The organism is Lacticaseibacillus sp. 30 (assembly GCF_053819265.1).
In genome coordinates, this window is sequence record NZ_JBSOQX010000022.1 from 19,401 (window position 1) to 44,005 (window position 24,605).

Consider the following 24,605-nt stretch of genomic DNA (forward strand, 5'->3'; position numbering starts at 1 on the left):
ATCAGCATTGTCAGGAATTTACGTCAGGTCATCCCGTCAATCATTTGTTGCAAATCATCATTCTTTATTCGATGCATCTCATCGTGCTCCTTCCCCAACCAGTCTAAATCAAGTGGTAAGTCACAGTATAAACAGCGTAACACTCGACTTCCGACTTCGCATTTGCATGTGCCAATATTGGGAACAAACCGATCAAGTAATGAAGTGCGGTCCGCCAACCTGACTCAGCTCTTCATGAATATCATTCTCCATAAAATTTTTCAGTTGTTGCCACCACTGATCAGCTTCTGGGGATAATTTCATCCCCTGTAGGCCAATTAAGCGAACGAACCGAGAATACAGGCGCGCTAATGCGTAATCAATGGCTCTATTTTGAAGCACATTTTCTTTTTCCAAAATATGTAGCGCATCATCAATGACCTCTTGTGCATCGGTATTCATGACACTGACGGTTGCAGTTTTTTGAAAGCTTTCGTTGAGCCCTGTCATAATAAAATAGACTTTATTTCGCTGAATCATGTTCATAATATGTCACCATTCCTTTTGATGTCGTGACAATTTTTCTATAGAAATGTTTGAAAAGTATCGATGCTATGGCTTTTAGGCAAAGCACCGGAAAACAATGGCTTTATAGCCTGACTGATGGATCTTGATACCGTCTTGTATCTGAACTCTTTTAGATATGAGTCATCGTAACCGATTACATTTTAAAATCAGTTTGTCCTTGTGTACAGAAATTCGGCTTCACGTTTTTCTGCCTTCTAAGCAGACCCAATTCAATGCCTCGCTTTTTCATATCCGGCATCAGTTTCCCGCAACAACGTGAGTCCTGCCGCCAAAAGCAGTAGTGGCAGCGCAAAGTCACCTTGGTTGACCCAGCCCATGGCGGCAGCCAGCGTAAAAAGAAAGACACCACTGATGCCTATCAGTAAAAGATAATGAATTGCTTTATTCAACGTCATCGCCAACTTGTATCCCCCCGTCCAGATGAACTTCGACTTTTTCTCGCGGATGCTTTTACGCACACTATACTGGATAGTTCACACAACAGCGCAAACTTTTTTTAAACGTAGGGTTTTGCCCGATTAACGTCGCTTTTTTGTCAAATATCGACCAAATTTTCTCTTTATCGATCTGCTACTCGGTTTTTCTTAACTGGTGTCAACAAGTTTCATGGCAAAAAAATAGCCGCAGATCTTAGTCTGCGACGTTTTTTTGCAAATGATAACTGATTGCTTGATCATCAACTTTAGCCTCACCGTTTAAAATTCACAGTTGTACATCGGCTAATGCCCCCAAACAATGGGAATGGCAACTAAGCCAGCGGCCAAGGCTTGCGCGCGATAACGTGCTGCATCAATATCGGCAGCAGGTACATCTTTTTTGATGTAATTGAAGACGGCCACCAGCTCTTCTGGTACGGCGTGATGAATCAGATAGTATTTGGAAATGTCGTGGGACAACTGAGTGACAGCCGTCACATAAGCCTTTTCGTCATCACCTTCATCAACCTTTTTGGCGTTGGTTTCGATAAGCGCCCGTAATGCCGGCTCTGCTTTGATCGTTGGATTAGCGTATGCCTTGCTTAGCATCGACATTAAAGTTTCACGTTTGTCTGTCATCCTGCACTTCCTTTCGATGATTAACTTGGCAATTCATGCTCACTCGGAGCACCTTAGTCTTTGTGAATATTGTTAGGATGCGCTTGTCGATTGTTAATTTCAAGTATCGATTTGGCGTTTAGATCATGTCATGCCCTGCAAACCCTGTTTTATCAGCAGCCGTGATCTCGCGCAGCACTTCGCAAGGATTACCCGCCGCAATCACGCGCGCTGGGATGTCGTGGGTGACAACACTACCTGCCCCGATAATCGTCCCCGCACCAATCGTGACGCCGGGTAGCACCGTCACATTGGCAGCGAGCCAACAGCCATCCCCGACTACAATCGGTTTAGCAATGCAGCCACCAAGTTGTCGTTCAAGTGGATCAAAAAGGTGGTTGCTGGTGTACAAACCGACTTTCGGGCCAAACAAAACGTGATCGCCAATGGTCACCGGCGCCCCGTCCAAAATGGTACAGTCATAATTGGCATAAAAATGATCACCTACGCGGATATTCCGGCCAAACTCACAATGAAAGTTTGGATTCACAAACGGTTTGACGCCAGTTTGGCCTACCAATTCCCTAAACAAGGCATTGCGTTTGGCTGGATCGTGTTCATTGTTAAGCGCATCAGTTTTGGCAGTTGCTTCATCCCGCACAGCCAGTAACAAAGGGTCCATGTCGTCGTATGGCTTACCAGTTGCCATGAAAGCAAATTTTTCTTCTAGATTCATTGCGCCACCCCTCTTTCTTGGCTCAAGTTTACCAGACATTTGCGCACTGCGTTGATAATTGCCAATATGTTAAGGTGTGCTTATCGGTACGCATGAAGTCTACAAAAAGCCACCACTTCTTGAAGAAATGGTGGCTTGAAAACAATGACATCGCGTCTGCACACAGAACCACGCCTGTTTTGTTACAAACAGAAACATACAGTTACAGTCTTCATCGTCACAAAATTCTGGCGTTAGGAAATTTCAGCTACTTCCTCGGACTTTATCAGCTTAATCCATAGACTTAATCTCAAGTGACATTAACTCAGATTTTAGCTTTTTTAAATTTGACATAGAGATAAATGTAAAGTCAAGTCTTCCATCTAGAGTAGTGAGAACTATATAAGGGTTCTGGGGATTGATTAACCTACTCAGCCCCTTACTAGATAGTTTCAAATCTCGATTTAACAAAAGTATCTTGGCAATGACTTTGCTTCTTGCTGCCCCTTGCCAAAGTCCTCCAACAAATGGTGCTAGATAAAAAGCGATCGTCGCCAGTAAAATCAAGATAACTATGATGATACTTATTATCTTATCCATTTGTATTTCCTCTTCCTTTTGCACAAATAGACTAATTTGAAATCGATCTTTGACTAAGACAAGAAAAAGTGAGCACTACCAAGGTGTTAGTTATATTGAACAGTTGCGATAGGAGCTAACCGTCTTTGTCCAATATTAGGCTGGGTGAATGTAATTAGTGCTGAGACACAAGGATAATCCTATTGCAGCGCCTGCAACAGTTGTAAATGGATTTAATCCAGCTGCCCCTGCTACCGCTCCCCCGATCGTGGACACAATACACCCACTAGGTTTATTGCGTCGCTTGGCTCCTCCTTGGATTAAGACCAAATCATGCTGTTTTAAAGTAATGCCCACTTCTTTACTTATCATTGCATCCCATCTCCTAAGCATTTAATAGCTGACCCAACCGCTCCTAAGTTTCCACCAACTACGGCGCCGCCGATTATCCCAAAAGGACCACCAGCTAGGCCAGTAATCGTTCCTGATCCAATACCTGCCGTGATGCCAGTAACAAATGTAGCAGCACAATCAAATTTCTTTTTCCCACCTGAAACCCCTGACAACTGAAAATCGTCGAGCTGGCGATAATTATAAGACATAATTTTCCTTTTTTCTTCAAAAGGCAACAAGTTATTTTGTGTAAGGTCGACTTTACTGTCTTTAACATACATTAATTATTTGTGTAAAATGCCAAAATTTTTTAAACGTAGGAAATTTCCAGTTTAACGTCGTCTTTACACTTTTATTGTTCAGTTGCGCTTTAAAAGTCAAAAATTCTTAACGTTTAAATCTCCTTGCTTGGTAAAAACTTCAATTTTTTGCAAAAAAAATCGTCTCAGCAATTTGAGACAATTTTTTCATATCATCAACTTACGGCAAATCATTCCCCGCCGCAAAGTAAATGTCATACCATTCTTGTCGGGTCAACGTGCTGTCCGCGCCTTCCGCACTTTCCTTGATATGTTCAGGATTCATAGAGCCGAGAATCACCTGCACACCAACTGGATGGCGTAATAGCCAAGCGACTGCGATTGCATTTTTATTGGTGTGGTAGTGGTCAGCGACTTTCTGCAGTTCATCATTCAACGCCTTAAACTTCGGGCTATCGATAAAGGTGCCTTCAAACATGCCGTATTGGAATGGTGACCATGCTTGTAAGGTCATGTGTTTGCGTTGTAAGTATGGTAATAGGCTGCCATCATGATCGACCGAGGCAGCGTCGGCCATGTTGGTGTGCATCCCCGCATTGACCATGCCAGTATGGGCAACGGAGAATTGAACTTGGTCAATCAGCAAAGGCTGCCGAATGCCGCTTTCAAGCAACGCAATTTGTTCAGGGTTAAAGTTGGAGACGCCAAAATGCCGAACCTTGCCACTTTGTTCCAATGCATCAAAGGCCGCCGCAACGTCATCGACTTCCATTAACGGATCTGGCCGATGCAGCAAGACCGAATCAAGGTAATCAACCTGCAACCGTTTCAAAATGTGATCAACCGCTGACAGTAAGTGATCTTTTGAAAAGTCGTACCGTTTGCCGAATACCAAACTGCCATGAGAGCGTTTTGGATCAACGACGATCCCGACTTTCGATTGAATGAATAACTGATCGCGGGAAACGCTGGCTTGCTTCAAGGCTTCACCAAAAACTTCTTCGGATTTGCCTTGGCCATAAATGTCGGCCGAGTCGATAAAGTTGATGCCGTCATTGTACGCACTATCCAGCACATTGGCCGCTTTGTCGGGGGCCAGCACATTCATCCGCATGATGCCCAAGGCCACACTTGACGCCTGCCAATTGGATCCGCCTAATCGAACTTGTTTCATAAACACAAAACTCCCTTCGATACGTCATTTCAAATTATGTTACTGACGACAAGTTAAGTCTAGCCCCTAAAGTCCACTTGAGGTCAAGCCAATATTAGAATTTCAATAAAACAGCTTGCATGGTGCTGAGCTGCGCGGTAGGTTAAACTGTGTTTGTTACTTATTTTTTCTTAGCAGGATAAGCCCATAAAGGAGGCCGTGATTTTGACAGTTAAAGATAAAGTGGTTGTAATCACAGGTGCATCGAGCGGGATTGGCGCGGCAACGGTACAAGTGTTGGCCGAGGCTGGTGCAAAACTAGTCATCGGTGCGCGGCGCACAGAACGGTTGGCTGAATTGGCGGCCAGCTTTACGGACGGTCAGGTGCTGTATCAACAAACCGATGTGACCGACCAGCAGCAAGTGAAAGCGCTGATTGATTTGGCGTTGGATAAGTTTGGTCATGTGGATGTTTTGTATAACAACGCTGGCCTGATGCCACTTTCTGAAATGGCCGAACTCAAAGTCAACGAATGGGAGCGGATGATTGACGTCAACATTAAAGGCGTCTTGTATGGGATCGCCGCGGTTTTACCGCCTATGATTGCCCAACACAGTGGCCAAATTATCACAACAGACTCGGTCGCCGGTCACATTGTTCACCCTGGAACCGCCGTTTACTCTGGTACCAAGTGGGCTATCCAGGCGATCATGGACGGCCTGCGACAAGAACAAGCGGCTAATCATATTAAAACGACCATGATCTCGCCCGGTGCCGTGAATACTGAGCTTTTCAGCACAATTACCGATCCTAAGCGCCGTGAAGCTGTTGAAGCCGATGAAAAAAACAATGGCCTCAGCGCCTCGGATGTTGCCAAGGCAGTTTTGTATGCCATTGATCAACCGGCCAATGTTGCCATCAATGAAGTGCTCTTACGGCCAGTCACGCAAGAACGTTAATTTTCGTCTAAAGGAGTGTGATTGCATGTCGGGTTATCATTTTTTAAAACCGTTCACCTTCAAGCACCAAACCATCACGTTGAAAAATCGCATTGTCATTCCGCCGATGACAACGCGCCTGTCGTTTGAAGACGGCACTGTGACGCGGGACGAAATCAGGTATTACCAGCAACGGGCCGGTGGCGTCGGCATGTTTATTACCGGTACCGCCAATGTCAATGCGCTTGGCAAAGGATTCGAAGGTGAGCTAAGTGTCGCTGATGATCGATTCATCCCCGGTTTGAGCAAACTCGCCGCTGCGATGAAAACAGGCGGCACCAAGGCTATTTTGCAAATCTTCAGTGCTGGCCGCATGAGCAATAGCAAGATTCTGCGCGGTGAGCAGCCAGTCAGTGCCAGTGCGGTTGCTGCGCCACGGGCGGGTTACGAAACACCGCGCGCATTGACACCGGCAGAAATTGAGGCCACTATTCACGATTTTGGTCAGGCCGTGCGCCGCGCCATCCTTGCTGGTTTTGATGGCATCGAACTGCATGGTGCCAACACATATCTGATACAGCAATTCTATTCGCCAAACTCTAATCGCCGAACCGATGAATGGGGCGGTGACCGCGATAAGCGGATGCGTTTTCCGTTGGCAGTCGTTCATGAAGCAGAAAAAATGATTGCCACAATTGCTGACCGGCCATTTTTGTTAGGCTACCGCATTTCGCCGGAAGAGTTGGAACAGCCTGGCATTACCTTGGATGATACCTTGGCCTTAATCGCCGCTTTGAAACAAACCAAGATTGATTACCTGCACGTCTCCCAAAGTGACGTTTGGCGAACCTCATTGCGCAACCCCGAGGACACAGCCATCATGAATGAACAAATTCGTAACCACGTCGCCGGTGCTTTTCCAGTGATTGTGGTCGGTGGCATTAAAACCCCCGCCGATGCTGAGAAAGCGGCAGAATCCTTTGATTTGGTCGCGATTGGTCACGAAATGATTCGCGAGCCGCACTGGGTTCAGAAGGTCTTAGACCATGACGAAAAGGCGATCCGTTTCCAGATCGCCCCTGCTGATCTTGAAGAACTTGGCATTGCGCCGACCTTCCTTGATTTTATCGAAAGTATTTCCGGTGGGGCAAAAGGTGTCCCGTTAACAACTGCGCAGTCTGTGACATCAAGCAACGTGACTCAAGATTAATCTAGCATTTCAAATCATCGTGCGAGTCGAGCTGTAAAAAGCTCGCCTTTTTTCTTGCCGTCTTCAACTTACGCGATGGTGCCTGAAGCTACCAGTGATTTATAAGTTTTAAATCAAGGTGTGATCATCACCTGCTCACGCTCTGATTTAAACGCGTTCACCAGCGCAGCTCGGCTATGCGAAGAACAGTGACACAGATGGTCCAAAGCCCAGACCATCTGTGTCACTGCCACTTCGCTACGCCGAGCTAACCGCGCCAGTTCACGCTCTTGTCATTTTTAACGGGTCGACCCATTTATCAAACTGCGCTGCTGTGACGTCGCCGCTTTTGATGGCGGCTGCTTTTAGATCGAGGTTTTCTTGCTCAGCCAATTGCGCGATGGCGGCACTTTTTTCGTAGCCGATGTGGGGTGCGAGGGCGGTGACCAGCATGAGCGAATGATCAACGAGTGCTCTCATATGCGGTGCGTGGATGGTCAAGCCGGCAGCTAATTTTTCAGTGAAACTCGTGACTGTTTTGGTTAGTAGATCAGCTGACTCTAAAAAGGTACTGATGATAACCGGCTTGTAGACGTTCAATTCAAAATTGCCTTGTGAAGCGGCCACCGTGATCGTCGTATCGTTGCCCATGACTCGAACAGCGGCCATGGTTAGCGCTTCGGCCTGTGTGGGATTCACTTTGCCCGGCATGATGGAACTACCAGGCTCATTGGCCGGAATGCGCAACTCGCCGTATCCAGCACGTGGACCACTGGCAAGGAAGCGAATGTCATTGGCGATTTTAAGCAGATCAGCCGCTAGCGTTTTAATGGCACCATGAACAACGCTAATTTCTGAGTGAGCCGCTAAAGCAGCAAACTTATTGGTTTTCGCCGAAAGTGGTAATTGATAAACATCGCTCAATCGGCCCGCCACAATCTTGCCAAAGTTAGGGTCAGCGTTAAGCCCCGTTCCGACTGCTGTTCCGCCAATGGCTAAGTAAAAAAGATTGGGCTGAAGCCGCTTTAAAGCAATCTGATCATGTTCCATCATGGCCACCCATCCGCTGATTTCTTGGCCAAACGTTAGCGGCGTTGCATCCTGTAAATGAGTTCGACCGATTTTAACAACACGAGCGTAAGTGACGGCTTTTGAATATAAAACACTGCACAGTTGGTTGACAGCGTGCAGCAACTGATTCACTGCAATAGCCGACGTAATATTCATCACAGTTGGAAAAGTATCATTGGAGCTTTGACTGTGATTCACATCATCATTCGGTAAGATCGGCAAGTCGGGGTTGAGTTTTGCAGCTTGGTGGCTAATGACTTCGTTCACATTCATATTTGTTTGTGTGCCAGACCCGGTTTGATAGACATGCAGTGGAAAATCTTTTTGCAGTTTTTCGTCTGGCAAGGCCAACAAGGCATCGACTGCTCGCGTGATTAATTGGCCTTTTGGTGCCGGTAAAACATCAGCGGCCACATTTGCTCGCGCTGCCGCTTTTTTGAGTTGCAGCAAGGCCCTAATCACTGGCATCGGCATCAATGGACCAGCCTGAAAATTATGGCGGCTGCGCTCTGTTTGCGGTCCCCACAAAGCGTTTGCCGGAATTTCAACTGGTCCTAATGTGTCCGTTTCTGTTCGATATTTGCTCATGTTTACCTCCGTCATCACCATCAGAAAAATTCAACCAACATGCCTATTTGCATAGACCTATTTTACACGAATTCGCCCACGGTTAAACAACTCAAGTAAAACAAAAAGCCACCCAGCACGGCTAATCGCCGTTTAGTGCAATATTGTTTCGACAAGTTGTGCCGCTTCGGTTTGAGCTTTGATAGAACCAGTGGTCAGTAATGACAAGTAGAGATGGATCGGATCTGCCTGTGGTGTCGATATACCACCATGCAGCCGACGACTCACCGTAGCCGGATCAACTGACCATGTTTGAATGATGACTGCGCGACTATCATCGACACGATGCTTGCTATTGGCAATTTTTAAGGTTAATTCCGCCTTCAGTAAACGATCATAAGCAGCCTGTGAGACAGCATAAATCAACGGTTGGTTACTGCCAAATATCGCTGCCTTAATTAGAACGGTGCCAGCCGCCTCCAAAGGAAAGTTTTCACTGAAGTCACCGCTGATTTTCAGCAACTGTTCAAACTCATCAGCAGTGTATGTGCGGGTTGCTAGAATTGGCGATGTCATTAGACCGTTATATTGCTTGAAAAGCGTCCATGGATCATTTGCCAGTTGATAATGCTTATGAGTTCGATGGCGATCGGCCAATAAAGCGCCAGATACCTGTAGTTCCAATCTAGCGCGCTTCATGATTGTTCGACTGCCAATACCTGCTAATTGGCCAAAATCTTCAAAAAACTGCCGCCCGCCGCGAAACGACAGACGCTTCTTGCTGCCGCTTGCCTGAGAACCCAGACGATCAGCATACATAAGACTGATCAGCAAATCCGTTGCATGTTGCGACAACATGGCTGGCGTTTCTAATAACTGTGTTGACGTGCTTGTTTCTTCTCCCTGTGCCATCCCATCACTCGCTTTCTATATTGTTTACCTATTCATGAGACTATGAAACTTTAGTTCCTATGCTTTCTGTCATGACGTGCGCCGGCTTGTACTTAAAAAAGCCGCTTTGATCAACAAACAGATGATCAAAGCGGCTTTACTAGGAAAACTGACAACGATAATGATTATTTGGTTGAATGCGTGGCCGTCTAAGATTGCATATGATCTAACCCAAGAATGGCGAATAGCCAAGGATCGTACCCCACAGATTCCTCGATCCCATCGCAACTCATGGCCAAAGATTCAAACAAATCATTGTTCGTCAACATCTGCCTTCGCCTCTTTTTCATCGGCTACAGCTGCAAGATGTGCTTCATAACGTTGATTGCCTTTATACAGATCCCAGATCGTCCAAGCGAGTAACGCGAGGATAGCTACGATCAGAACAATGGCAATGATGTTGGCCATGTTGGTTTGTGTAGCCGTTGGATGATCGCCGAAGAATCCGGCGATTGAATCTGGCAGGCCTTTAAGGTTCAGTCCAGTCAAGCCGAGAACGGAAATCCAACCGAGCACTTTGACCCAACCAGTGTTCTTGAACCGATCGCCCATTTCGACTTTACTGTTTGTGAACATCAACAGTGGCAACATTGAGAATGGTAACGCAAACGCTAGAAAGACCTGTGAATTGTTCATCAAGGTATTTAACGCCTCATGTTGCTGAATTGGCGTGTCTCTAGCCGTCAACATAACACAGACGATAACTGGAATGACGGAAATAATCCGGGTAACCAACCGTCGTGCCCACAGAGGCATTTTCATATGGACAAAGCCTTCCATGATGACCTGACCTGTTAAGGTACCGGTGATGGTGGAGTTTTGACCTGATGCCAGTAACGCAACCGCGAACAGAATTGACAGAATACCAGATTTAGCAACGGCAATTAAAACACCATTACTTAATGTTGAAGAATCTGACAAAGCTTGGAACAAGCCGAAGAATGATGGATCTTTAACGGCACCACTCTTGAAGACTGCGACCCCCATAACCAACAGCAAGCAGTTAACAACAAAGGCGAATGACAGCTGAATGTTAGAATCCCATGCTGAGAATTTAACAGCCTGTGCCACATCATCTGGGTTCTTGTGATCAATTTTCCGCGTTTGCGAAATGGCACTGTGCAGATAAAGGTTATGCGGCATAACCGTCGCACCAATAATGCCAAGTGCACCTTGGATAGGACTCATGCCGTTAATCGAAGGTGAACTAGCGAATGTTTCACCGGTTGGAATGAATCCCTTCAGCAAAGCACCCATGTTCGGATCGGACAAAGCAACCTGATAAACGAAGACCAGTAAAATGACAAGAATAAGAGCAACAACAATGGCTTCGATCTTTCGGAACCCGATCTTGGTCAACAGCAGCAGCACTAGCACATCGAGGACCGTTACCAGAACGGCGATGACTAGTGGAATGTGGAACAACAGATAAAGCGCAATGGCAGCACCGATAACTTCAGCGATATCAGTCGCCATAATGGCCAACTCAGTCAGGATCCACAGCACAATCCCTAACTTCTTCGACGTCCGTGCGCGGATAGCCTGTGCAAGGTCCATTTGGCTAACAATGCCAAGTTTAGCTGCCATGTATTGCAATAGCATCGCAATCAAACTTGACATCAGGATAACGGAAATCAGTAAGTACTGGAAGTTTTGCCCACCTGTGATGGACGTTGACCAATTCCCGGGATCCATGTAACCAACGGCAACCAACGCCCCTGGCCCGGAATAAGCAAAAAGCGTGCGCCAAAACCCTTTCCCGTGCGGCACCTCAACAGTACCGTTAATTTCTTCCAATGACGGCCCATTCGCGTATTGAATGAGCTTAATTGGATGGCGCTTCTTGTGATCATCACTCACAATAACTCTCCCCTTTCGTTTGAAAAAAGTTAAGTCCCTGGGGAACAAGGCCTTTTAGGTCTCCCTAACTTAATCCTTTCTTAGGATATGCCTGTACTGATATATCGTCAACCGTTTTATGAAAATAATTTGTGTTTTTAAAGGAAAAATTGTGAAAATGACCATACAAGTTATTGCTTAGAATTGCCGTTATTGTTAAAAAGTCACTAGTGTGAGGATGTTCAAACGTCTTTTCGGAAAATTTATCGACCCATCAGGTCTTTCAACTTTTCTGCAAATGCTAGTGTCCCCATAACCGCCATTAACAAATTGTTTGCAACCAGTTTAGGCATACCATATTATATAGTTAGCAACAAAAAATTTATATTATGAAATGAGGAATCATGCATGGAAGAAGTTCCTGACTCGCAACCACCTGCGTCTGCACACAGTATCAAGGACCTGCAGCAATCGTTGCAGGTCCCGTCCCTTGACCACGGCCTTTCTAAAGAAGAAGCCGCTAAACGCCTGAAGGCAAATGGACCGAACTCAATCGAGTCGCATCCAACGCCAAAATGGCTAATTTTTCTGCGTCAGTTTAACAATCTGATCATCTATATCCTGATCATTGCCGCGATTTTGACAACCGTGATAGGTGATGTGACCGATACCTCAGTTATCGTTTTGGTCATTATCATCAATGCCATCATCGGCTACTATCAGGAAAGTAACGCCAGCGATTCCTTGGAAAAAATCAAGAAAATGCTTGCTCCTGAAGCCACGGTTTACCGTGACGGTGAAAGGCTTGATATCCCTAGTGCCAATCTTGTGGTCGGTGATATCGTCTTCCTTGAAGCAGGCGATAATGTCCCGGCTGATTTGCGCTTAGTTGATATTGATAATCTCACCATTCAGGAAGCTGTCCTCACTGGCGAAGCCAATTCCGTCATCAAAACCACCGCAACATTGCCAGCTGACACGCCATTAGCTGACCAAAGCAATATTGCGTTCGCCTCCACTGCCGTTGCTGGTGGCAGTGGCATCGGCATCGTCGTTGCCACCGGCCATCACACCGAATTCGGTAAGATTTCCCAAGCGGTATCGGATGTCCGCAAAGGCCGCTCGCCGATGATGCGTGAAATTGACGGCATCGGCAAAGGCATCTCCTATGCCATCATTGCCGCTGCCATACTGTTGTTCATTTTCGGCCTCGTCATTGGCAAATACAGTCTGCCGGTTCTCGCCTTAGCCATTGTCACGATGGTCGTCGGCTCCATGCCAGAAGGTTTGCCAGCCACCACCTCGGTCATCTTGGCCATGGGCGTGTCCAACATGGCCAAAAAGCAGCATGTCATTGTGAAAACCTTGCCAGCTGCTGAAACGCTTGGCTCAGTGGATGTCATCTGTACCGACAAAACTGGTACACTCACCAAAAACGAGATGACGATTACCACCATCGTGACACCGCAAGCAACCTACGATGTCAGCGGTACCGGTTATGCGCCGACTGGTGACTTTTCAATGGCTGGAAAATTGATTGATCCAGCTGAACATGCCGATTTATCAGCATTACTGACTGCTGGATTTGAAGCCAACGACACGGAATTGCACCAAGAAGACGGTCGTTATGTCATTAATGGCGAACCCACAGATGGCTCGTTTCTGACTGCCTACTACAAAGCTTTCAAACAGGAACCGGCGAACACCGAGCGCGATCTGATGCCATTTGATTCCAACAACCGGTACATGGCGAAGTTAGCAAAATGTGTCGATGGCCAAACGAGACTATTTGTCAAAGGTTCCCCTGATAAAATTCTACCGTTAGTCGCCACAGCCCATCCTGATTTTGATCAAGACCGCTACTTGAAGCTCACCAGCCAGTTCAGTGTTCAAGGCCAACGGGTCATTGCAGTTGCCGAAAAGGTAGTGCCAAACGCCACAACCGAAATTACCCCTGAACTGCTCAGCGAAGGACTTGATTTTCTCGGCATCACCGTGATTATCGACCCGCCGCGTGAGTCTGTCATCACGGCCATCAAACAAATGCGCCGCGCTGGCGTGAAGGTGAAAATGATTACTGGTGATCATCCAGAAACTGCCATCGCGATTGCCAAAAAACTCGGACTGGCTGATTCCCCAGAAGCGGTCACCGGTGCGCAATTGGCGGGCCTATCAGATGAAAAACGTCGACAATTGATTCTTAACGCTGATGTTTTTGCCCGAACGACCCCTAAAGACAAGCTGACCATCGTCTCTGTACTGCAAGAAGCAGGCAATGTCACGGCAATGGTCGGTGATGGTGTCAATGATGCGCCAGCCCTTAAAAAAGCCGATGTCGGCGTTGCTATGGGCCAGTCTGGTACTGATGTTGCCAAGGATGCAGCGGATATGGTACTGACCGATGATCGCTTTGCTCGCATGGAAACTGCCATCGCGCAAGGGCGGCGGATTTACCAGAATATCAAAAAAAGTATTCTGTTCCTGCTGCCGACTTCATTTGCTGAAGGCTTGGTCATCGTGTTCACCATTCTGACGCAACAAGAAATGCCATTGCGTGCCAGTCAACTCCTGTGGATCAACATGGTCAGTGCTATTACGATCCAATTTGCCTTCATTTTCGAACCTGCGGAAGCCGGCACCATGGATCGACCACCACGTAAGAAGAACGCCGCGATGATGCATAAACACGATGTTTTCCAAATTGCTTATGTTGCCATGTTAATTGCAGGCATCGGCTTGTGGGCGTTTGACTGGTTGACCGCCAATCATCTAACCGACCGCACGACGGCAAGTACCATGATGGTTAACATGATTGTTTTAGGTAAAATTTTCTATCTGTTTAACATTCGCACCAATACATTGGCACTCTCAAAGAACCTGTTCAGTAATCCCATGGCCTTTGCCATCATTGGGATCATGCTAGCATTGCAATGCTTCCTGACCTATGTGCCGTTTATGCAAGACATTTTTCAAACCGCACCGATGTCTTGGCGTGAATGGGGACTGGCGATACTTGCCGGCTCAATCATTCTCATTGTGACCGAAATTGACAAAATCATTCGGATCCGCCGTCAGCGTATGCGCGGCCATGGTGCCTTTCGGTCAGTAACCAAAACACAAGGATAATGTTTGGCCTCCCTAATTTTTTTCTTCCAATTTTGGATTAATCATGGTAATACTATAAGTAAGGTTTCCCTAACAAACCTTATGCGTATTTAGAAGGCCTGACAGCCAGATCGACCATCACTCAGGCTGTCAGGCTTTTTGAATACCTTTTTTCTTTTAAATAAAGGCATTATCGGTTGAGCAGTCCCGAATCCTGCTTAGTCACATCGCTAAAAAATTATTTCAGGCTTACCTAATATTTCTCTTTTAAATATCATCATAACTGCTATACTAAAAGTGAAAAGAAGAGGAGTGATCGTTTTGAAATTGTATCAAAGCCTTACCCAAGTCCAAATCAACGAACAATTCGCTGGTCAAGCAACCGGCTACAAGCTTTCCACGACCCTTGATAAGCCGCTGAACTACGATCCAACGATTCTCTATCAGTATTTGGATACCGTCCTGAAACCAGGCAGTCGCCACGACGAAAACAACTTGCGCTACGTGACTGATCCGGGCTATATCGGCGAAAACTTTAATTACCAAAGCGTCCCGTTTACTTCGCACATGACCGAATTCGACGAGAAGATGGCCTTCGCACGCAAACTGGTGGCCGACCTTAATCGTCATTTATCTGTCAACATCAAACCAGAAGATGAAACTATCGAACTGGTCTTTGTTGACTAAAGCAACCGTGTTACCCTCCTTTCCTAGTCGCGATGCTTCTCTCCTGATCATTTGCGGCTAAGTACCCAGTCAAGCATGCTTAGTTGCAATAAAAATGACCGTCTACTTTTTGGTAGACGGTCATTTTTGTAGATGCAAAGCACGAATTCGCAGCTATACCGCTTTCTTCGCGACTTCCTTTGGTAACGTCAACGCCAACAGCAAGCCAATCAGGCCCACGCCAGCAAACACAGCGAAGGTAACAGCAAAACCGCCAGCATGACTTCGCAGCGTGGTTTGCATGCCATCCAACAACACTGTGGCGAACATGACACCGGCAGAACCGAATAACTGACGAGCCGTCGTTGTAACCGCAGTGCCGTCTGCCACGAGCTCATTCGGCAAAGCATTCGCGCCAGCCGTCACTGAAGGCATCATCACAAAGGCATTGCCGGCTTCAGTCGCCATCGCCAATATAATTGCCCCAATCAGTGGTAAATGATGGGCAAAGACTGCTAACAGACCAAAGCCGCCAGTAATCAACAACATGCCAATCATGGCCACGACACGCGGTCCAAAGCGATCCAGTAGGCGCCCGCTAATTGGATTCAAAATACTCAGCAACACCGCAGCTGGCACTAAGGACAAGCCAGAAATCAACGGTGACAAACCAAGTAGCGTTTGAAAGTAAAGCGGCATCAGGATAGTGGTGACAATCAAACCGACGTATGAAATTCCGGTCAGAAACACCGCTTTAGTAAACATACCAGTGGCAAAAACTCGCATTTGCAACATTGGTGGTTGGCGATTCAATTGCCGAACAACGAAAATACCAGCTGCCAGAACGCCTAAAATCAACAAACCAACCACGCCAACAGTTAAGCCTTTTTTCGACAAAGCACCCAAGGCATAAAGTAGAATTGGAAAACTTGCGGATAAAAGGAAGGACACCCAGTCCAGTTGCGTCGGTTGCAATGGCATGACAGACGCAATGGTCACCGTTGAAACGGCCAGCACAAGCAGCGAAACGACCAAGAAGAACAAGAATAAAGCCTGCCAAGGGAACCATGTCAGCAAAACACCGGAAATAATCGGACCGACTGCCAAGGCTGAGCCCATGACCAATCCCGCCGTGCCCATCACCCGACCACGCTCACTATGCGGCGTAATCGTCAGCAACACGGTCTGGAAACTCGGGAAAATAATCCCGACCGCAATCGCTTCAAGCAACCGGCCAATCATGAGCACGGTAAAACTCGGTGCCCAGATACATAAGCCTGTCCCAATGGCAAAAATGAGTTCAATCGCTTGGAAAAGCCGTTGGAAAGGAACATTATGCAACAGCCATGGACTAACCGGAATCATCAAGGTCATCACCAACATAAAGCCGGTTGTCAGCCAAGCAACAGTATCCGCTCCTAAACCAAAAGCTTTCATAAAAGCAGGATAAGCGGTGCTTAAAGAAGACTGCGAAATTGACATCGAAAAGGTGCCTGTCAGTAACGTGGCGACAAAAGCCCCGCGATGTTTGATCGTTGGAGAGTGCATATTAAAATCATCTTTTTCTATATTAGTATTGTGGGACGTTTACATTTTCATCCCCATTTTTTCATAAGACTGCATACCGCCCATCCAAATCTCAGATGGTTTGACGCCACGTTCTTTAGCCAAGGCCATCATTAACGTATCCATATCCATTAACTTATATTCTTGCTTCGGCTTGGCTGGATCAAAAGTTTCAATCTGCGCCATCATGCCGCCATCTTCGTGTTCAATGATATGGCAGTGATACATATAAACCCCTGGCAAATCAAAGCGAACCAGCAGTCGAACCGTTTCCCCGGGATTTACGCCAACGGTATCTTTAAATCCATGTTCATTTGGATACGGCGCATGCCCATTCCGCGACAAGACTAAGAATTGGGTTCCATGCACATGGAATGGATGAACCATTCCAGGCGCATCATTGCTATTGGTAACATCCCAGTACTGGGCTTTGCCAATTGGTTGCGTGGCATCAATCCGCTGCATGGCGAACTTTTTACCGTCAATCGCAACACCTTCGTCCATCCCCTGCATCACAACGTGGCGAACTGGCAAAGCCGGATCAACCACTGGTGCCTTCACATCGAACAACTTATCAGGCAAGGTCGTCTGATCCGGTTTGAACGCATGAATGCGGAATTTTAGCAATGGCACATCATCCGTATATAAGGTGACCTCGTCGCCTTCATGGTATTGGCCAAAATCAACAATCACTTCGGCACGCTCAGCACAAGTCAGCATCAAATGGGTAAATTTGACCGGCTCCGGTAACAATGAGCCATCTCCGCCAATTTGCGTAAATGGTAGGTCATCGGAAAAATGCAACCGCCATTCACGGCGATTAGCACCATCCAGAAAACGCAACCGTACCTTTTGCGTGGTGACATCAAAATAGGGATTGATTGTACCGTTAATCATTGCAGTTGGCCCAGCAACACCGTCAGGATCATAATCAGCCCGGTAGTCCCACTGGTTGTTCTCGTGAAAACGCCGGTCTTGCAAAATGACCGGAATATCGTCAACGCCATAGTTCCTTGGCAATGGCAGGCTGGCTTCATGGTCGTCTTTGACAATCACCATGGCAGCCAAACCATGCCAAACCTGCTCGGCTGTGGATGGGCACGGATGCGCGTGCAGCCACAAAGTCGTCGCCGGTTGGTCCAACGTGAAGTCGATATGCTTACTTTCACCCGGATAAACCGGCGCATGGCATCCGCCATCAACATAAGGGCCACTGACATTAGCCCCATGCCAATGAAAAGTGGTCAACTCAGGCAAGGTGTTTTTCAGTGTCACATGCGTATGCTGACCACGGCGATACACAATCGTCTGACCTAACAGACTGGTATTATAGCCCCACGTCTTGGTCTTCGCCCCTGGCAACAGTTGTGTTTCCCCAGCCTCTGCTGTCACCGTGTAATAAACGTCGGTCGCTGTCTCTTTATCCGGTTTCAACAACGGTGGCACATTTAAGGGCTTCTCAGGCGCATCACTGACCTCAAGCGGCACGTACCCGCCATCGTGGAGATCAAACGCTGGCTCATCAAAGAAATAGTCCGTATAGGTTTTCATCGTGATTTCCCCCTCTGACAAGAATTTTAACACTTTTTAGGGTTGCCATAAACATAATTTAGAATTAATCTAAAGTAGTATCGAAAAATGGTATAGGTCTTATCCATACACTTGAGGAGGATTTTCATGCAACAAATGTCGAAAACAATGGGCTGGCTCATGCTGGCGTTAAATGTGGTGCTGCTGATTCTAATTGGTACCATGCACAATATGGCAGCGATGTGGTTAATGGGTCTGATTATGACTTTGGACGCTGTGACCGGGTTAGTTACCGCTTATCGGCCCCAGTCAAGTCAACAACACGCCCACCAGCACTAGTTTGTTAAGAAGTTGCTGCAAGACCTTTCATGGAGTCATTGATCAGTGTTATATGTTGACATATACATATGTTGAATATATCATGTGTCTGTACTTAGATGAACAGTCACATGAAAGAGGGTCGTTTAATGCAGCAACTGTCAATGACGCAGAAACAAACCATGACGTCAGCCTTACGGGTTGAATATTTTTCAACGGCATGGATGGCATTTGAGTTCATAGTCGGTTTTTGGTCCGGTATGCAAGCAGGTTCCATTCTCTTAATTGCGTTTGGCCTCGATAGTTTTCTTGAAATTATTTCTGGCAGTGCCCTCATTTGGCGTCTTAAAAAAGAAGCCAATGGTGCGCCATCTGCGGAGGTTGCTCAAGCAGAGCAACGTTCCAGTCTCATTGTCGGCAGTGTTTTATTATTACTCAGTCTTTATGTCATTGGCGTTTCCGGCTATAATTTGGTTACACATGCCGCAGCTGATACAAGTTACAGCGGCATGGCAATCGCAATTGCTTCCGTGTTCCTGATGCCTGTTTTGACCATTAAAAAGCGGCACTTGGGAGAAAAGTTAACCTCTCCCGCGCTGATTGAAGATGGCATGTGCAACATCACCTGTGCTTATATGGCCGCGACTGTTCTGCTTGGCAGTTTGCTGACTTGGTTGTTTAACTGGTGGTGGGCGGATTCTGTCGCTGCTTTAGTCTTGGTTTATTTTGTGGCTAGTGAGGGCTGGGAAGCGTTGCAAACGGGATTGGGACACGGTGATGACGCTTAACTAATGGAGGTTTCGGTCACATGGACACAGACACTTTAGAACTGGTCACGACAGCTAAATTGACTGAGGCGGAACGCATTTTTAAGTTATTGAGCAATCCGATTCGCCTACAGATGTTAAAACTGCTCGAACAACGGGAACTGAATGTCGGTACCATTGGTGACTTGTTAGGTTTGGAACAGTCGGTTGTTTCCCACCAACTTGCTTTGTTGCGAAAGCACCAGCTGGTGAGCGCCAAACGGGTGGGTAAAGCCAATTTCTACCGCCTCGATGATCCGCATATCATCACCGTCATCGATGCTATGCTCGCCCATGCCGACCACGTGGCTCGCGGCAAGCGACACGGCGAATAATGCAACAATGGGTTTGCAGTCGGAGAAGGCTACGAGTCAGCCATAAAAAAACGTTACCTTTACCATTTTCGGCAAAGGTAACGTTTTTTTTAATGGTTCAAACGAGCGTCTTGGTCGCGATTATTCCGCCAAACCGTCGTGAATCTTATCTAGGTTCCATTTCATCATGCTGTAGTACGTATCGCCTTTGGTGCCTTTTGCTGCCAAAGAGTCAGTAAAGATTTTGGCGTGAATCGATAAGCCGGTTTCTTTAGCAACTTTGTTCATGGACTTCGGTGAAACAGAACTTTCGACAAACAAATGCTTAACATCGGAGGCGCGAATTTTTGCTAAAACCGTCTGCATCTGCTCAGGCGTACCTTGGGCTTCGGTGTTAATTTCCCAGATGTAGGCCGGGGTGACGTGATAAGCCTTAGAGAAATACTTGAAGGCGCCTTCTGATGTAACGAGCAACCGCTGGCGTTCCGGAATATCAAGGAACTGAGATTGGGCGGTTTGATGCAGTTTTTGCAACTTAGCAACGTATTGATCTGCATTCATCTGGTAATAATTGGCATTCTTGGCATCTTTTTGCTTCAACACCTTGGTGATGGTTTTCACGTATTGAATCCCGTTGGCCAGATCAAGCCAAGCGTGCGGGTCTTGTTCCTTCGTATTGGTCGTCAGGTACATCGGATTAACCCCGTCACTGGCAGCAAAAACGTCTTTGTTAAAAGCTTTATGCGATGTTTGAACTAACTTTTTGAACCAACCATTTCCGCCAGTTTCAAGGTTGAGGCCATTGTGGAAGACAACATCGGCTTCACTAGTGGCAGCAACGTCGGTCGGTCGCGGTTCATATTCGTGCGGGTCGGTGCCGCGCTTGACGATACTATAGAGTTCAATGCGATCACCGCCGACATTGTGCACCATGTCTTCAAGAATCGAGTTGGTGGTGACGACACGTAATTGTTGGTTAGTACTTGCTGAATCTTTCTGAGTCGTACTGCGGTTGTTTACAAACCAGAAAACCCCTGCAACCATGGTTAAAACAGCAACAACACTGATTAGAATCTTTTTCATCGAACAGCCTCCTCGGCAGTGTGAGTAGCAGCAGCGGTTTTCTTTTCTCGTTGTTTTTTACTGAAACTGAAGAACGCCTGCTTCGGTGAGAAGACGAAGGAAATGGCGAACAGGACCGCAGCTACGAGCACAATGGCCGGCCCGGATGCCCAGTTAAAGGTGAAACTGAAGTAAAGTCCGGTGATGGCCGAGAAAACGCCTACGCTAGCGGACGTGATCAACATCGTTTCTAACCGATCCGTCCACAAGAAGGCAGTTGCTGCTGGCGTAATCAGCATCGCCACAACTAGAATGATCCCAACTGTCTGCAAGGCTGAAACGGTGACAAGCGTCAACACCAGCATCAAAGCATAGTGAATCATGGTGGTATTCAAGCCATACGTTTTCGCAAACGTATTATCAAACGAGGTGATCAGCAGTTCCTTATAGAACAGAACCACGAACAGGATCACAATTCCCAACACGACAGCGGTGGTGACAATGTCGCTGTCGCTGACGGCTAAAATGTTACCGAACAGAATATGGTGCAAGTTAGTCGCACTTTCAGCCATTGAAATCAGAATAAAACCCAAGGCATAGAACGCACTGAACACGACCCCGATAGATGTGTCGGTTTTGATTTTACTGTTGGCTGCCACAAATCCGATCAGCAAAGCCGCAATAATTCCGAAAACCGATGCCCCGATCATGACGTTAATACCGAGCATATAAGCAACGGCTACCCCGGGCAGGACCGCATGGGAAATCGCATCCCCCATCAGCGACATGCCGCGTAAAATGATGAAACTTCCGATCAAGCCTGACATGATACCAACCATGATGGCGGTGATCAACGCACTTTGCAGGAAATCATATTTTCCCAAAGCGGTAAAGAATTCCATTATTGATGTCATACGCGCGCACCCTCCTTTGCCGTAAACAAGACGGACGACAGGTCGGCTGAAAATGCCCGTTCGATATTTTGGGCGGTGTAAACTTCCTTGACCGGTCCTTCCGCAACAATACCGTGGTTCATGACCACAAGTTCGTCAAAATATTTTGAAACTTTATTCAGATCATGATGGACCACAATCAGCGTTTTACCGGCATCGCGCCACTGATTCAAAATCGTCATGATCTCTTGTTCACTTTTCATGTCGATCCCCACAAACGGTTCGTCCATGATGATAATTTCTGCATGTTGCACAATCGCCCGCGCAACGAAAACGCGTTGCAATTGACCACCTGATAACTGGCTGATCTGACGTTTCTTAAAATCCTCAAGACCGACTTGGGTCAGGGCGTCAAGCGCCGCCTGTCGTTCCTTTTTGCCAGGACTTTTCAGTAAGCCCAATCGGCCATATGTCCCAGTCAGCACAAGATCTTGAACATTGATCGGAAACGTCAGATCAAGATCTTTACGTTGCTCGACATAAGCGATTGACTGCTGTACCTCTTTGAGTGTCCGGCCGGAAAAGTCGACCGTTCCTGATTGTACCTTGATCAATCCCAAAATAGCTTTGATCAAGGTCGATTTACCTGCTCCGTTAGGCCCAATGATTCCGGTGATCTTACCTGCGTTAAAATGAACGGCAACATCAGCAAACACCGGTGTGTCAGCGTAGGCAACGGTCAGGTCCTTAACTGTTAACATAAGAGCCTCCAATTTTTAGGGTGACCTAATTTGCTTTCATCTTAAGCTTACAGAAAATCTCAAATGCTATCAAGTGTTTTTTAAGGCGAACTTAAAAAAGCTAAAGAACATGAACCAGTGACTATCACGAATCTAATGCTTAAATGGCTTACTTCTCGACAACTGCCGTAGATAAAAGTATGTAATCGCATTCATTAATAAACGCTGAACATCATCAAAAAAGAGAACCATGATCGAGATAAATGCTCGCTCATGGCCCTCTGGTTATCGCCTAGTTATTTTAAGTTTTCTGGGTGACGCTGTAAATAAATGACATGTGTGTTGGTAAATTCTTCAACACCGTGAATACCATCGGCGCCTCCGACACCAGATTGTTTCCAACCAGCATGGAAGCCTTGGATGCCTTCAAAGTTGAATCGGTTAATGTAGGTCTCGCCAAACTCAATCTCGTTAGCAACATACGAAGCAGTTTCCAGATCACGCGTATAAACGGAGCTGGTCAGGCCATATACCGTGTCATTCGCCATTTCGATTGCTTCTGGAATGCTCTTGAATGTCAAAATCGGTAACACCGGTCCGAAGATCTCATTTTGCACAATCTCTGAATCCTGCGCGACATTGGTAATCACAGTTGGTTCGTAGAAGAAACCACCGTCAATGTCAGCTGGGTGACCACCTGTTTGAATCTGGCCGCCTGCTTCAACCGCTCGCTGAACCAAACCGTCCACTTTATCAAGGGCGCCTTGATTGATCAACGGACCCATTTCGGCATCTGGATCAGTGTTCGGATTACCGACTTTCACCGCCGCCATCTTGGCCGTCATTTTCTTAATAAACTCATCCGCAACATCTTCTTGCACATAAATCCGTTCAGCGTTGTTACAAATTTGCCCATTGTTATCAATTCGCGAGTCAAAAATGGCCTGCACAGCTAAATCGATATCAGCATCCTTAGCAACAATTGCCGGTGCCTTCCCACCAAGTTCCAATGACATCTTTGCCACATGATTCGCCGCAGCTGCCATGACCTTCTTACCGGACGCGGTGGATCCAGTCAGGCTGATAATGCCGACTTTGGGGTTCTTCGCCAAATCATCCCCAATGATGGACCCGCGACCACTCACAAAGTTGGCTACCCCTGCCGGCAAACCGACTTCATCAACCAGTTTTGCAAATGCCAACGCCAGTCCTGGGGTGTCCGAACTTGGTTTGATCACGATGGTATTGCCGGTTACCAAAGCTGGCCCCATTTTCCGAGCAATCAGGAAGAACGGGAAGTTCCAAGCAATAATACCAACCGCAACACCGATTGGCTGACGGGCAATGATAATATTTTCGTTTTCATTGTCAGATTGCATCACATCGCCGGAATAAACGCGTGCGGCGTTGGCCATGTAGTCAAAATAATCCGCCGAAAACTCAATTTCGGTTTTCGCTAAGGCATGAATTTTTCCTTGCTCTAACATCAAAATCTTCACCAGTTCATCTTCACGCTCACGCACTAAAGTAGCAAGCTTGCGCAAGTACGCACCGCGCGTTGGAGCAGGCACGCGCCGCCAAGCATTCTTAGCCGCCCAAGCAGCATCCACGGCTGCGCGGGCTTCCTCAATTGTCGCTGCCGGTGCCGTCCACAATTTCTTGCCTGTGGAAGGATCGATCACGGTTTCAACATCGCCTGATGCCGAATCCATGAACTTGCCATTGATATACATCTGATAGTGCGTTGACTGCAATTCAGCCATTGTGTTTTTCCTCCTTGCAAACGTCTTTTCTGTCCGACGAACATCAGCAAAGCCACTTTGCTCATGTTATGTAAGCGTTAACTTAATACATCTTAAGTATAACGTCATATTCAGGCAAAAGACATGATAATTGCTTGTGAGTTAGCAAACATGAGGAAATAAAAAACACAAAACGAATTCATCGCCGGTGGCTTCAGGTTTCACCAACTGGCTTTCCGCACCCCAGGAATTTGACCTTTATGGGCGAGTTCACGGAAATTAAGCCGGGACATGCCAAACTTCCGCATATAAGCATGTGGTCGCCCATCCAAAACGTCACGATGATGTAACCGAACTGGGCTTGAATCACGTGGGAGTTTGCTTAGACCAATATAGTCACCTTTCGCTTTTAATGCAGCGCGTTTTGCCGCGTATTGTTGAACAAGTTTTTCTTGTCGTTTTGCTTTTGCAATTTTAGATTTTTTTGCCAAAAGAATGCCTCTTTCCTTCACTGATGGTCTTTAATCTCCCGCAAACGAGTCACTCAAAGTATTCAAATGACCACCAATTATTGATACATTACCGATTTTTCTGTTGCTTACGCTT

General features: G+C 46.7%; 25 protein-coding genes. 7 read left to right on the top strand and 18 right to left on the bottom strand.

Annotated features, from left to right (window positions below):
* Positions 1 to 192: 192 nt before the first annotated feature.
* The 8 genes from ACWPAB_RS12545 to ACWPAB_RS12580 all read right to left on the bottom strand — a co-directional run bounded on the left by ACWPAB_RS12545 (position 193) and on the right by ACWPAB_RS12580 (position 4,722).
* Positions 193 to 525, bottom strand: coding sequence for a hypothetical protein (locus tag ACWPAB_RS12545; protein WP_003580874.1), 333 nt, complete (start codon positions 523 to 525; stop codon positions 193 to 195).
* A gap of 251 nt (positions 526 to 776) precedes the next feature.
* Entirely contained in the window at positions 777 to 968 is a 192-nt protein-coding gene (locus ACWPAB_RS12550) for a hypothetical protein (RefSeq protein WP_003576306.1), read from the bottom strand.
* Between the two features lie 318 nt (positions 969 to 1,286).
* A complete protein-coding gene (locus ACWPAB_RS12555) occupies positions 1,287 to 1,622 on the bottom strand; it encodes a bacteriocin immunity protein (protein ID WP_003580886.1) in 336 nt (111 codons plus the stop codon).
* Between the two features lie 118 nt (positions 1,623 to 1,740).
* Entirely contained in the window at positions 1,741 to 2,337 is a 597-nt protein-coding gene (locus tag ACWPAB_RS12560) for a sugar O-acetyltransferase (protein ID WP_003580888.1), read from the bottom strand.
* 270 nt (positions 2,338 to 2,607) lie between these two features.
* Entirely contained in the window at positions 2,608 to 2,916 is a 309-nt protein-coding gene (locus ACWPAB_RS12565) for a hypothetical protein (protein ID WP_003659595.1), read from the bottom strand.
* Positions 2,917 to 3,051: 135 nt separating this feature from the next.
* A complete protein-coding gene (locus tag ACWPAB_RS12570; protein ID WP_003567374.1) occupies positions 3,052 to 3,267 on the bottom strand; it encodes a hypothetical protein in 216 nt (71 codons plus the stop codon).
* Positions 3,264 to 3,497 (bottom strand): Blp family class II bacteriocin, encoded by a 234-nt coding sequence (locus ACWPAB_RS12575; protein ID WP_003567376.1) that lies wholly within the window; start codon positions 3,495 to 3,497, stop codon positions 3,264 to 3,266. Before ACWPAB_RS12575 ends, ACWPAB_RS12570 begins: the two co-directional genes overlap by 4 nt.
* Before the next feature lie 271 nt (positions 3,498 to 3,768).
* Positions 3,769 to 4,722: an aldo/keto reductase gene (locus ACWPAB_RS12580; protein ID WP_016380549.1), complete on the bottom strand. Its 954-nt coding sequence runs from the start codon at positions 4,720 to 4,722 to the stop codon at positions 3,769 to 3,771.
* A gap of 204 nt (positions 4,723 to 4,926) precedes the next feature.
* Here ACWPAB_RS12580 and ACWPAB_RS12585 point away from each other — a divergent pair, with 204 nt between their 5' ends.
* Entirely contained in the window at positions 4,927 to 5,661 is a 735-nt protein-coding gene (locus tag ACWPAB_RS12585; protein ID WP_003580891.1) for an SDR family oxidoreductase, read from the top strand.
* A gap of 25 nt (positions 5,662 to 5,686) precedes the next feature.
* Positions 5,687 to 6,850: an NADH-dependent flavin oxidoreductase gene (locus ACWPAB_RS12590; RefSeq protein ID WP_016380884.1), complete on the top strand. Its 1,164-nt coding sequence runs from the start codon at positions 5,687 to 5,689 to the stop codon at positions 6,848 to 6,850.
* A 261-nt stretch (positions 6,851 to 7,111) separates the two neighbouring features.
* Here ACWPAB_RS12590 and ACWPAB_RS12595 read toward each other — a convergent pair whose 3' ends face one another.
* The 3 genes from ACWPAB_RS12595 to ACWPAB_RS12605 all read right to left on the bottom strand — a co-directional run bounded on the left by ACWPAB_RS12595 (position 7,112) and on the right by ACWPAB_RS12605 (position 11,278).
* Positions 7,112 to 8,488: a class II fumarate hydratase gene (locus ACWPAB_RS12595; protein ID WP_016381946.1), complete on the bottom strand. Its 1,377-nt coding sequence runs from the start codon at positions 8,486 to 8,488 to the stop codon at positions 7,112 to 7,114.
* 132 nt (positions 8,489 to 8,620) lie between these two features.
* Complete coding sequence (locus tag ACWPAB_RS12600) at positions 8,621 to 9,379, bottom strand: hypothetical protein (RefSeq protein WP_003567386.1); 759 nt, start codon at positions 9,377 to 9,379, stop codon at positions 8,621 to 8,623.
* 291 nt (positions 9,380 to 9,670) lie between these two features.
* Entirely contained in the window at positions 9,671 to 11,278 is a 1,608-nt protein-coding gene (locus tag ACWPAB_RS12605; RefSeq protein WP_003567390.1) for an Nramp family divalent metal transporter, read from the bottom strand.
* 387 nt (positions 11,279 to 11,665) lie between these two features.
* Here ACWPAB_RS12605 and ACWPAB_RS12610 point away from each other — a divergent pair, with 387 nt between their 5' ends.
* Both ACWPAB_RS12610 and ACWPAB_RS12615 read left to right on the top strand, forming a co-directional pair.
* Positions 11,666 to 14,383, top strand: coding sequence for an HAD-IC family P-type ATPase (locus tag ACWPAB_RS12610; RefSeq protein WP_016380888.1), 2,718 nt, complete (start codon positions 11,666 to 11,668; stop codon positions 14,381 to 14,383).
* Between the two features lie 300 nt (positions 14,384 to 14,683).
* A complete protein-coding gene (locus ACWPAB_RS12615) occupies positions 14,684 to 15,049 on the top strand; it encodes a hypothetical protein (protein WP_003580900.1) in 366 nt (121 codons plus the stop codon).
* 153 nt (positions 15,050 to 15,202) lie between these two features.
* On the opposite strand, the gene ACWPAB_RS12620 is transcribed toward ACWPAB_RS12615, so the two are convergent.
* The gene (locus ACWPAB_RS12620) at positions 15,203 to 16,576 is read right to left on the bottom strand and encodes an MFS transporter (RefSeq protein WP_016382205.1); all 1,374 of its coding nucleotides are present in this window, start codon (positions 16,574 to 16,576) and stop codon (positions 15,203 to 15,205) included.
* A gap of 39 nt (positions 16,577 to 16,615) precedes the next feature.
* Positions 16,616 to 18,145 (bottom strand): multicopper oxidase family protein, encoded by a 1,530-nt coding sequence (locus ACWPAB_RS12625; RefSeq protein WP_003585581.1) that lies wholly within the window; start codon positions 18,143 to 18,145, stop codon positions 16,616 to 16,618.
* A gap of 126 nt (positions 18,146 to 18,271) precedes the next feature.
* Here ACWPAB_RS12625 and ACWPAB_RS12630 point away from each other — a divergent pair, with 126 nt between their 5' ends.
* From ACWPAB_RS12630 to ACWPAB_RS12640, 3 genes are all read left to right on the top strand, one after another.
* A complete protein-coding gene (locus tag ACWPAB_RS12630) occupies positions 18,272 to 18,463 on the top strand; it encodes a hypothetical protein (RefSeq protein WP_003567401.1) in 192 nt (63 codons plus the stop codon).
* Positions 18,464 to 18,591: 128 nt separating this feature from the next.
* A complete protein-coding gene (locus tag ACWPAB_RS12635; protein ID WP_003567403.1) occupies positions 18,592 to 19,230 on the top strand; it encodes a cation transporter in 639 nt (212 codons plus the stop codon).
* Between the two features lie 20 nt (positions 19,231 to 19,250).
* Positions 19,251 to 19,583 (top strand): ArsR/SmtB family transcription factor, encoded by a 333-nt coding sequence (locus tag ACWPAB_RS12640; RefSeq protein ID WP_003567405.1) that lies wholly within the window; start codon positions 19,251 to 19,253, stop codon positions 19,581 to 19,583.
* A 120-nt stretch (positions 19,584 to 19,703) separates the two neighbouring features.
* Here ACWPAB_RS12640 and ACWPAB_RS12645 read toward each other — a convergent pair whose 3' ends face one another.
* The 5 genes from ACWPAB_RS12645 to rpsN form a co-directional block, all read right to left on the bottom strand.
* A complete protein-coding gene (locus ACWPAB_RS12645) occupies positions 19,704 to 20,645 on the bottom strand; it encodes a metal ABC transporter solute-binding protein, Zn/Mn family (protein ID WP_003567408.1) in 942 nt (313 codons plus the stop codon).
* Positions 20,642 to 21,538, bottom strand: coding sequence for a metal ABC transporter permease (locus ACWPAB_RS12650; RefSeq protein WP_003567411.1), 897 nt, complete (start codon positions 21,536 to 21,538; stop codon positions 20,642 to 20,644). The genes ACWPAB_RS12645 and ACWPAB_RS12650 overlap by 4 nt, the downstream gene beginning before the upstream one ends.
* Positions 21,535 to 22,278, bottom strand: a complete 744-nt coding sequence (locus tag ACWPAB_RS12655) for a metal ABC transporter ATP-binding protein (RefSeq protein ID WP_003567413.1) — start codon at positions 22,276 to 22,278, stop codon at positions 21,535 to 21,537. Before ACWPAB_RS12655 ends, ACWPAB_RS12650 begins: the two co-directional genes overlap by 4 nt.
* Before the next feature lie 275 nt (positions 22,279 to 22,553).
* Positions 22,554 to 24,020: an aldehyde dehydrogenase gene (gene aldA / locus ACWPAB_RS12660; protein ID WP_016380869.1), complete on the bottom strand. Its 1,467-nt coding sequence runs from the start codon at positions 24,018 to 24,020 to the stop codon at positions 22,554 to 22,556.
* Between the two features lie 200 nt (positions 24,021 to 24,220).
* The gene (gene rpsN, locus ACWPAB_RS12665) at positions 24,221 to 24,490 is read right to left on the bottom strand and encodes a 30S ribosomal protein S14 (RefSeq protein ID WP_003567416.1); all 270 of its coding nucleotides are present in this window, start codon (positions 24,488 to 24,490) and stop codon (positions 24,221 to 24,223) included.
* Positions 24,491 to 24,605: the final 115 nt, after the last annotated feature.

Excerpts from the sequence above, each read along its gene's own strand:
- ACWPAB_RS12620 (WP_016382205.1), bottom strand. The coding sequence starts at position 16,576 with ATGCACTCTCCAACGATCAAACATCGCGGGGCTTTTGTCGCCACGTTA.
- ACWPAB_RS12645 (WP_003567408.1), bottom strand. The coding sequence starts at position 20,645 with ATGAAAAAGATTCTAATCAGTGTTGTTGCTGTTTTAACCATGGTTGCA.
- ACWPAB_RS12655 (WP_003567413.1), bottom strand. The coding sequence starts at position 22,278 with ATGTTAACAGTTAAGGACCTGACCGTTGCCTACGCTGACACACCGGTG.
- ACWPAB_RS12555 (WP_003580886.1), bottom strand. The coding sequence starts at position 1,622 with ATGACAGACAAACGTGAAACTTTAATGTCGATGCTAAGCAAGGCATAC.
- ACWPAB_RS12560 (WP_003580888.1), bottom strand. The coding sequence starts at position 2,337 with ATGAATCTAGAAGAAAAATTTGCTTTCATGGCAACTGGTAAGCCATAC.
- ACWPAB_RS12640 (WP_003567405.1), top strand. The coding sequence starts at position 19,251 with ATGGACACAGACACTTTAGAACTGGTCACGACAGCTAAATTGACTGAG.
- ACWPAB_RS12610 (WP_016380888.1), top strand. The coding sequence starts at position 11,666 with ATGGAAGAAGTTCCTGACTCGCAACCACCTGCGTCTGCACACAGTATC.
- ACWPAB_RS12580 (WP_016380549.1), bottom strand. The coding sequence starts at position 4,722 with ATGAAACAAGTTCGATTAGGCGGATCCAATTGGCAGGCGTCAAGTGTG.
- ACWPAB_RS12635 (WP_003567403.1), top strand. The coding sequence starts at position 18,592 with ATGCAGCAACTGTCAATGACGCAGAAACAAACCATGACGTCAGCCTTA.
- ACWPAB_RS12630 (WP_003567401.1), top strand. The coding sequence starts at position 18,272 with ATGCAACAAATGTCGAAAACAATGGGCTGGCTCATGCTGGCGTTAAAT.
- ACWPAB_RS12595 (WP_016381946.1), bottom strand. The coding sequence starts at position 8,488 with ATGAGCAAATATCGAACAGAAACGGACACATTAGGACCAGTTGAAATT.
- ACWPAB_RS12575 (WP_003567376.1), bottom strand. The coding sequence starts at position 3,497 with ATGTCTTATAATTATCGCCAGCTCGACGATTTTCAGTTGTCAGGGGTT.
- ACWPAB_RS12565 (WP_003659595.1), bottom strand. The coding sequence starts at position 2,916 with ATGGATAAGATAATAAGTATCATCATAGTTATCTTGATTTTACTGGCG.
- ACWPAB_RS12590 (WP_016380884.1), top strand. The coding sequence starts at position 5,687 with ATGTCGGGTTATCATTTTTTAAAACCGTTCACCTTCAAGCACCAAACC.
- ACWPAB_RS12625 (WP_003585581.1), bottom strand. The coding sequence starts at position 18,145 with ATGAAAACCTATACGGACTATTTCTTTGATGAGCCAGCGTTTGATCTC.
- ACWPAB_RS12570 (WP_003567374.1), bottom strand. The coding sequence starts at position 3,267 with ATGATAAGTAAAGAAGTGGGCATTACTTTAAAACAGCATGATTTGGTC.
- ACWPAB_RS12650 (WP_003567411.1), bottom strand. The coding sequence starts at position 21,538 with ATGACATCAATAATGGAATTCTTTACCGCTTTGGGAAAATATGATTTC.
- aldA (WP_016380869.1), bottom strand. The coding sequence starts at position 24,020 with ATGGCTGAATTGCAGTCAACGCACTATCAGATGTATATCAATGGCAAG.
- ACWPAB_RS12600 (WP_003567386.1), bottom strand. The coding sequence starts at position 9,379 with ATGGCACAGGGAGAAGAAACAAGCACGTCAACACAGTTATTAGAAACG.
- ACWPAB_RS12545 (WP_003580874.1), bottom strand. The coding sequence starts at position 525 with ATGAACATGATTCAGCGAAATAAAGTCTATTTTATTATGACAGGGCTC.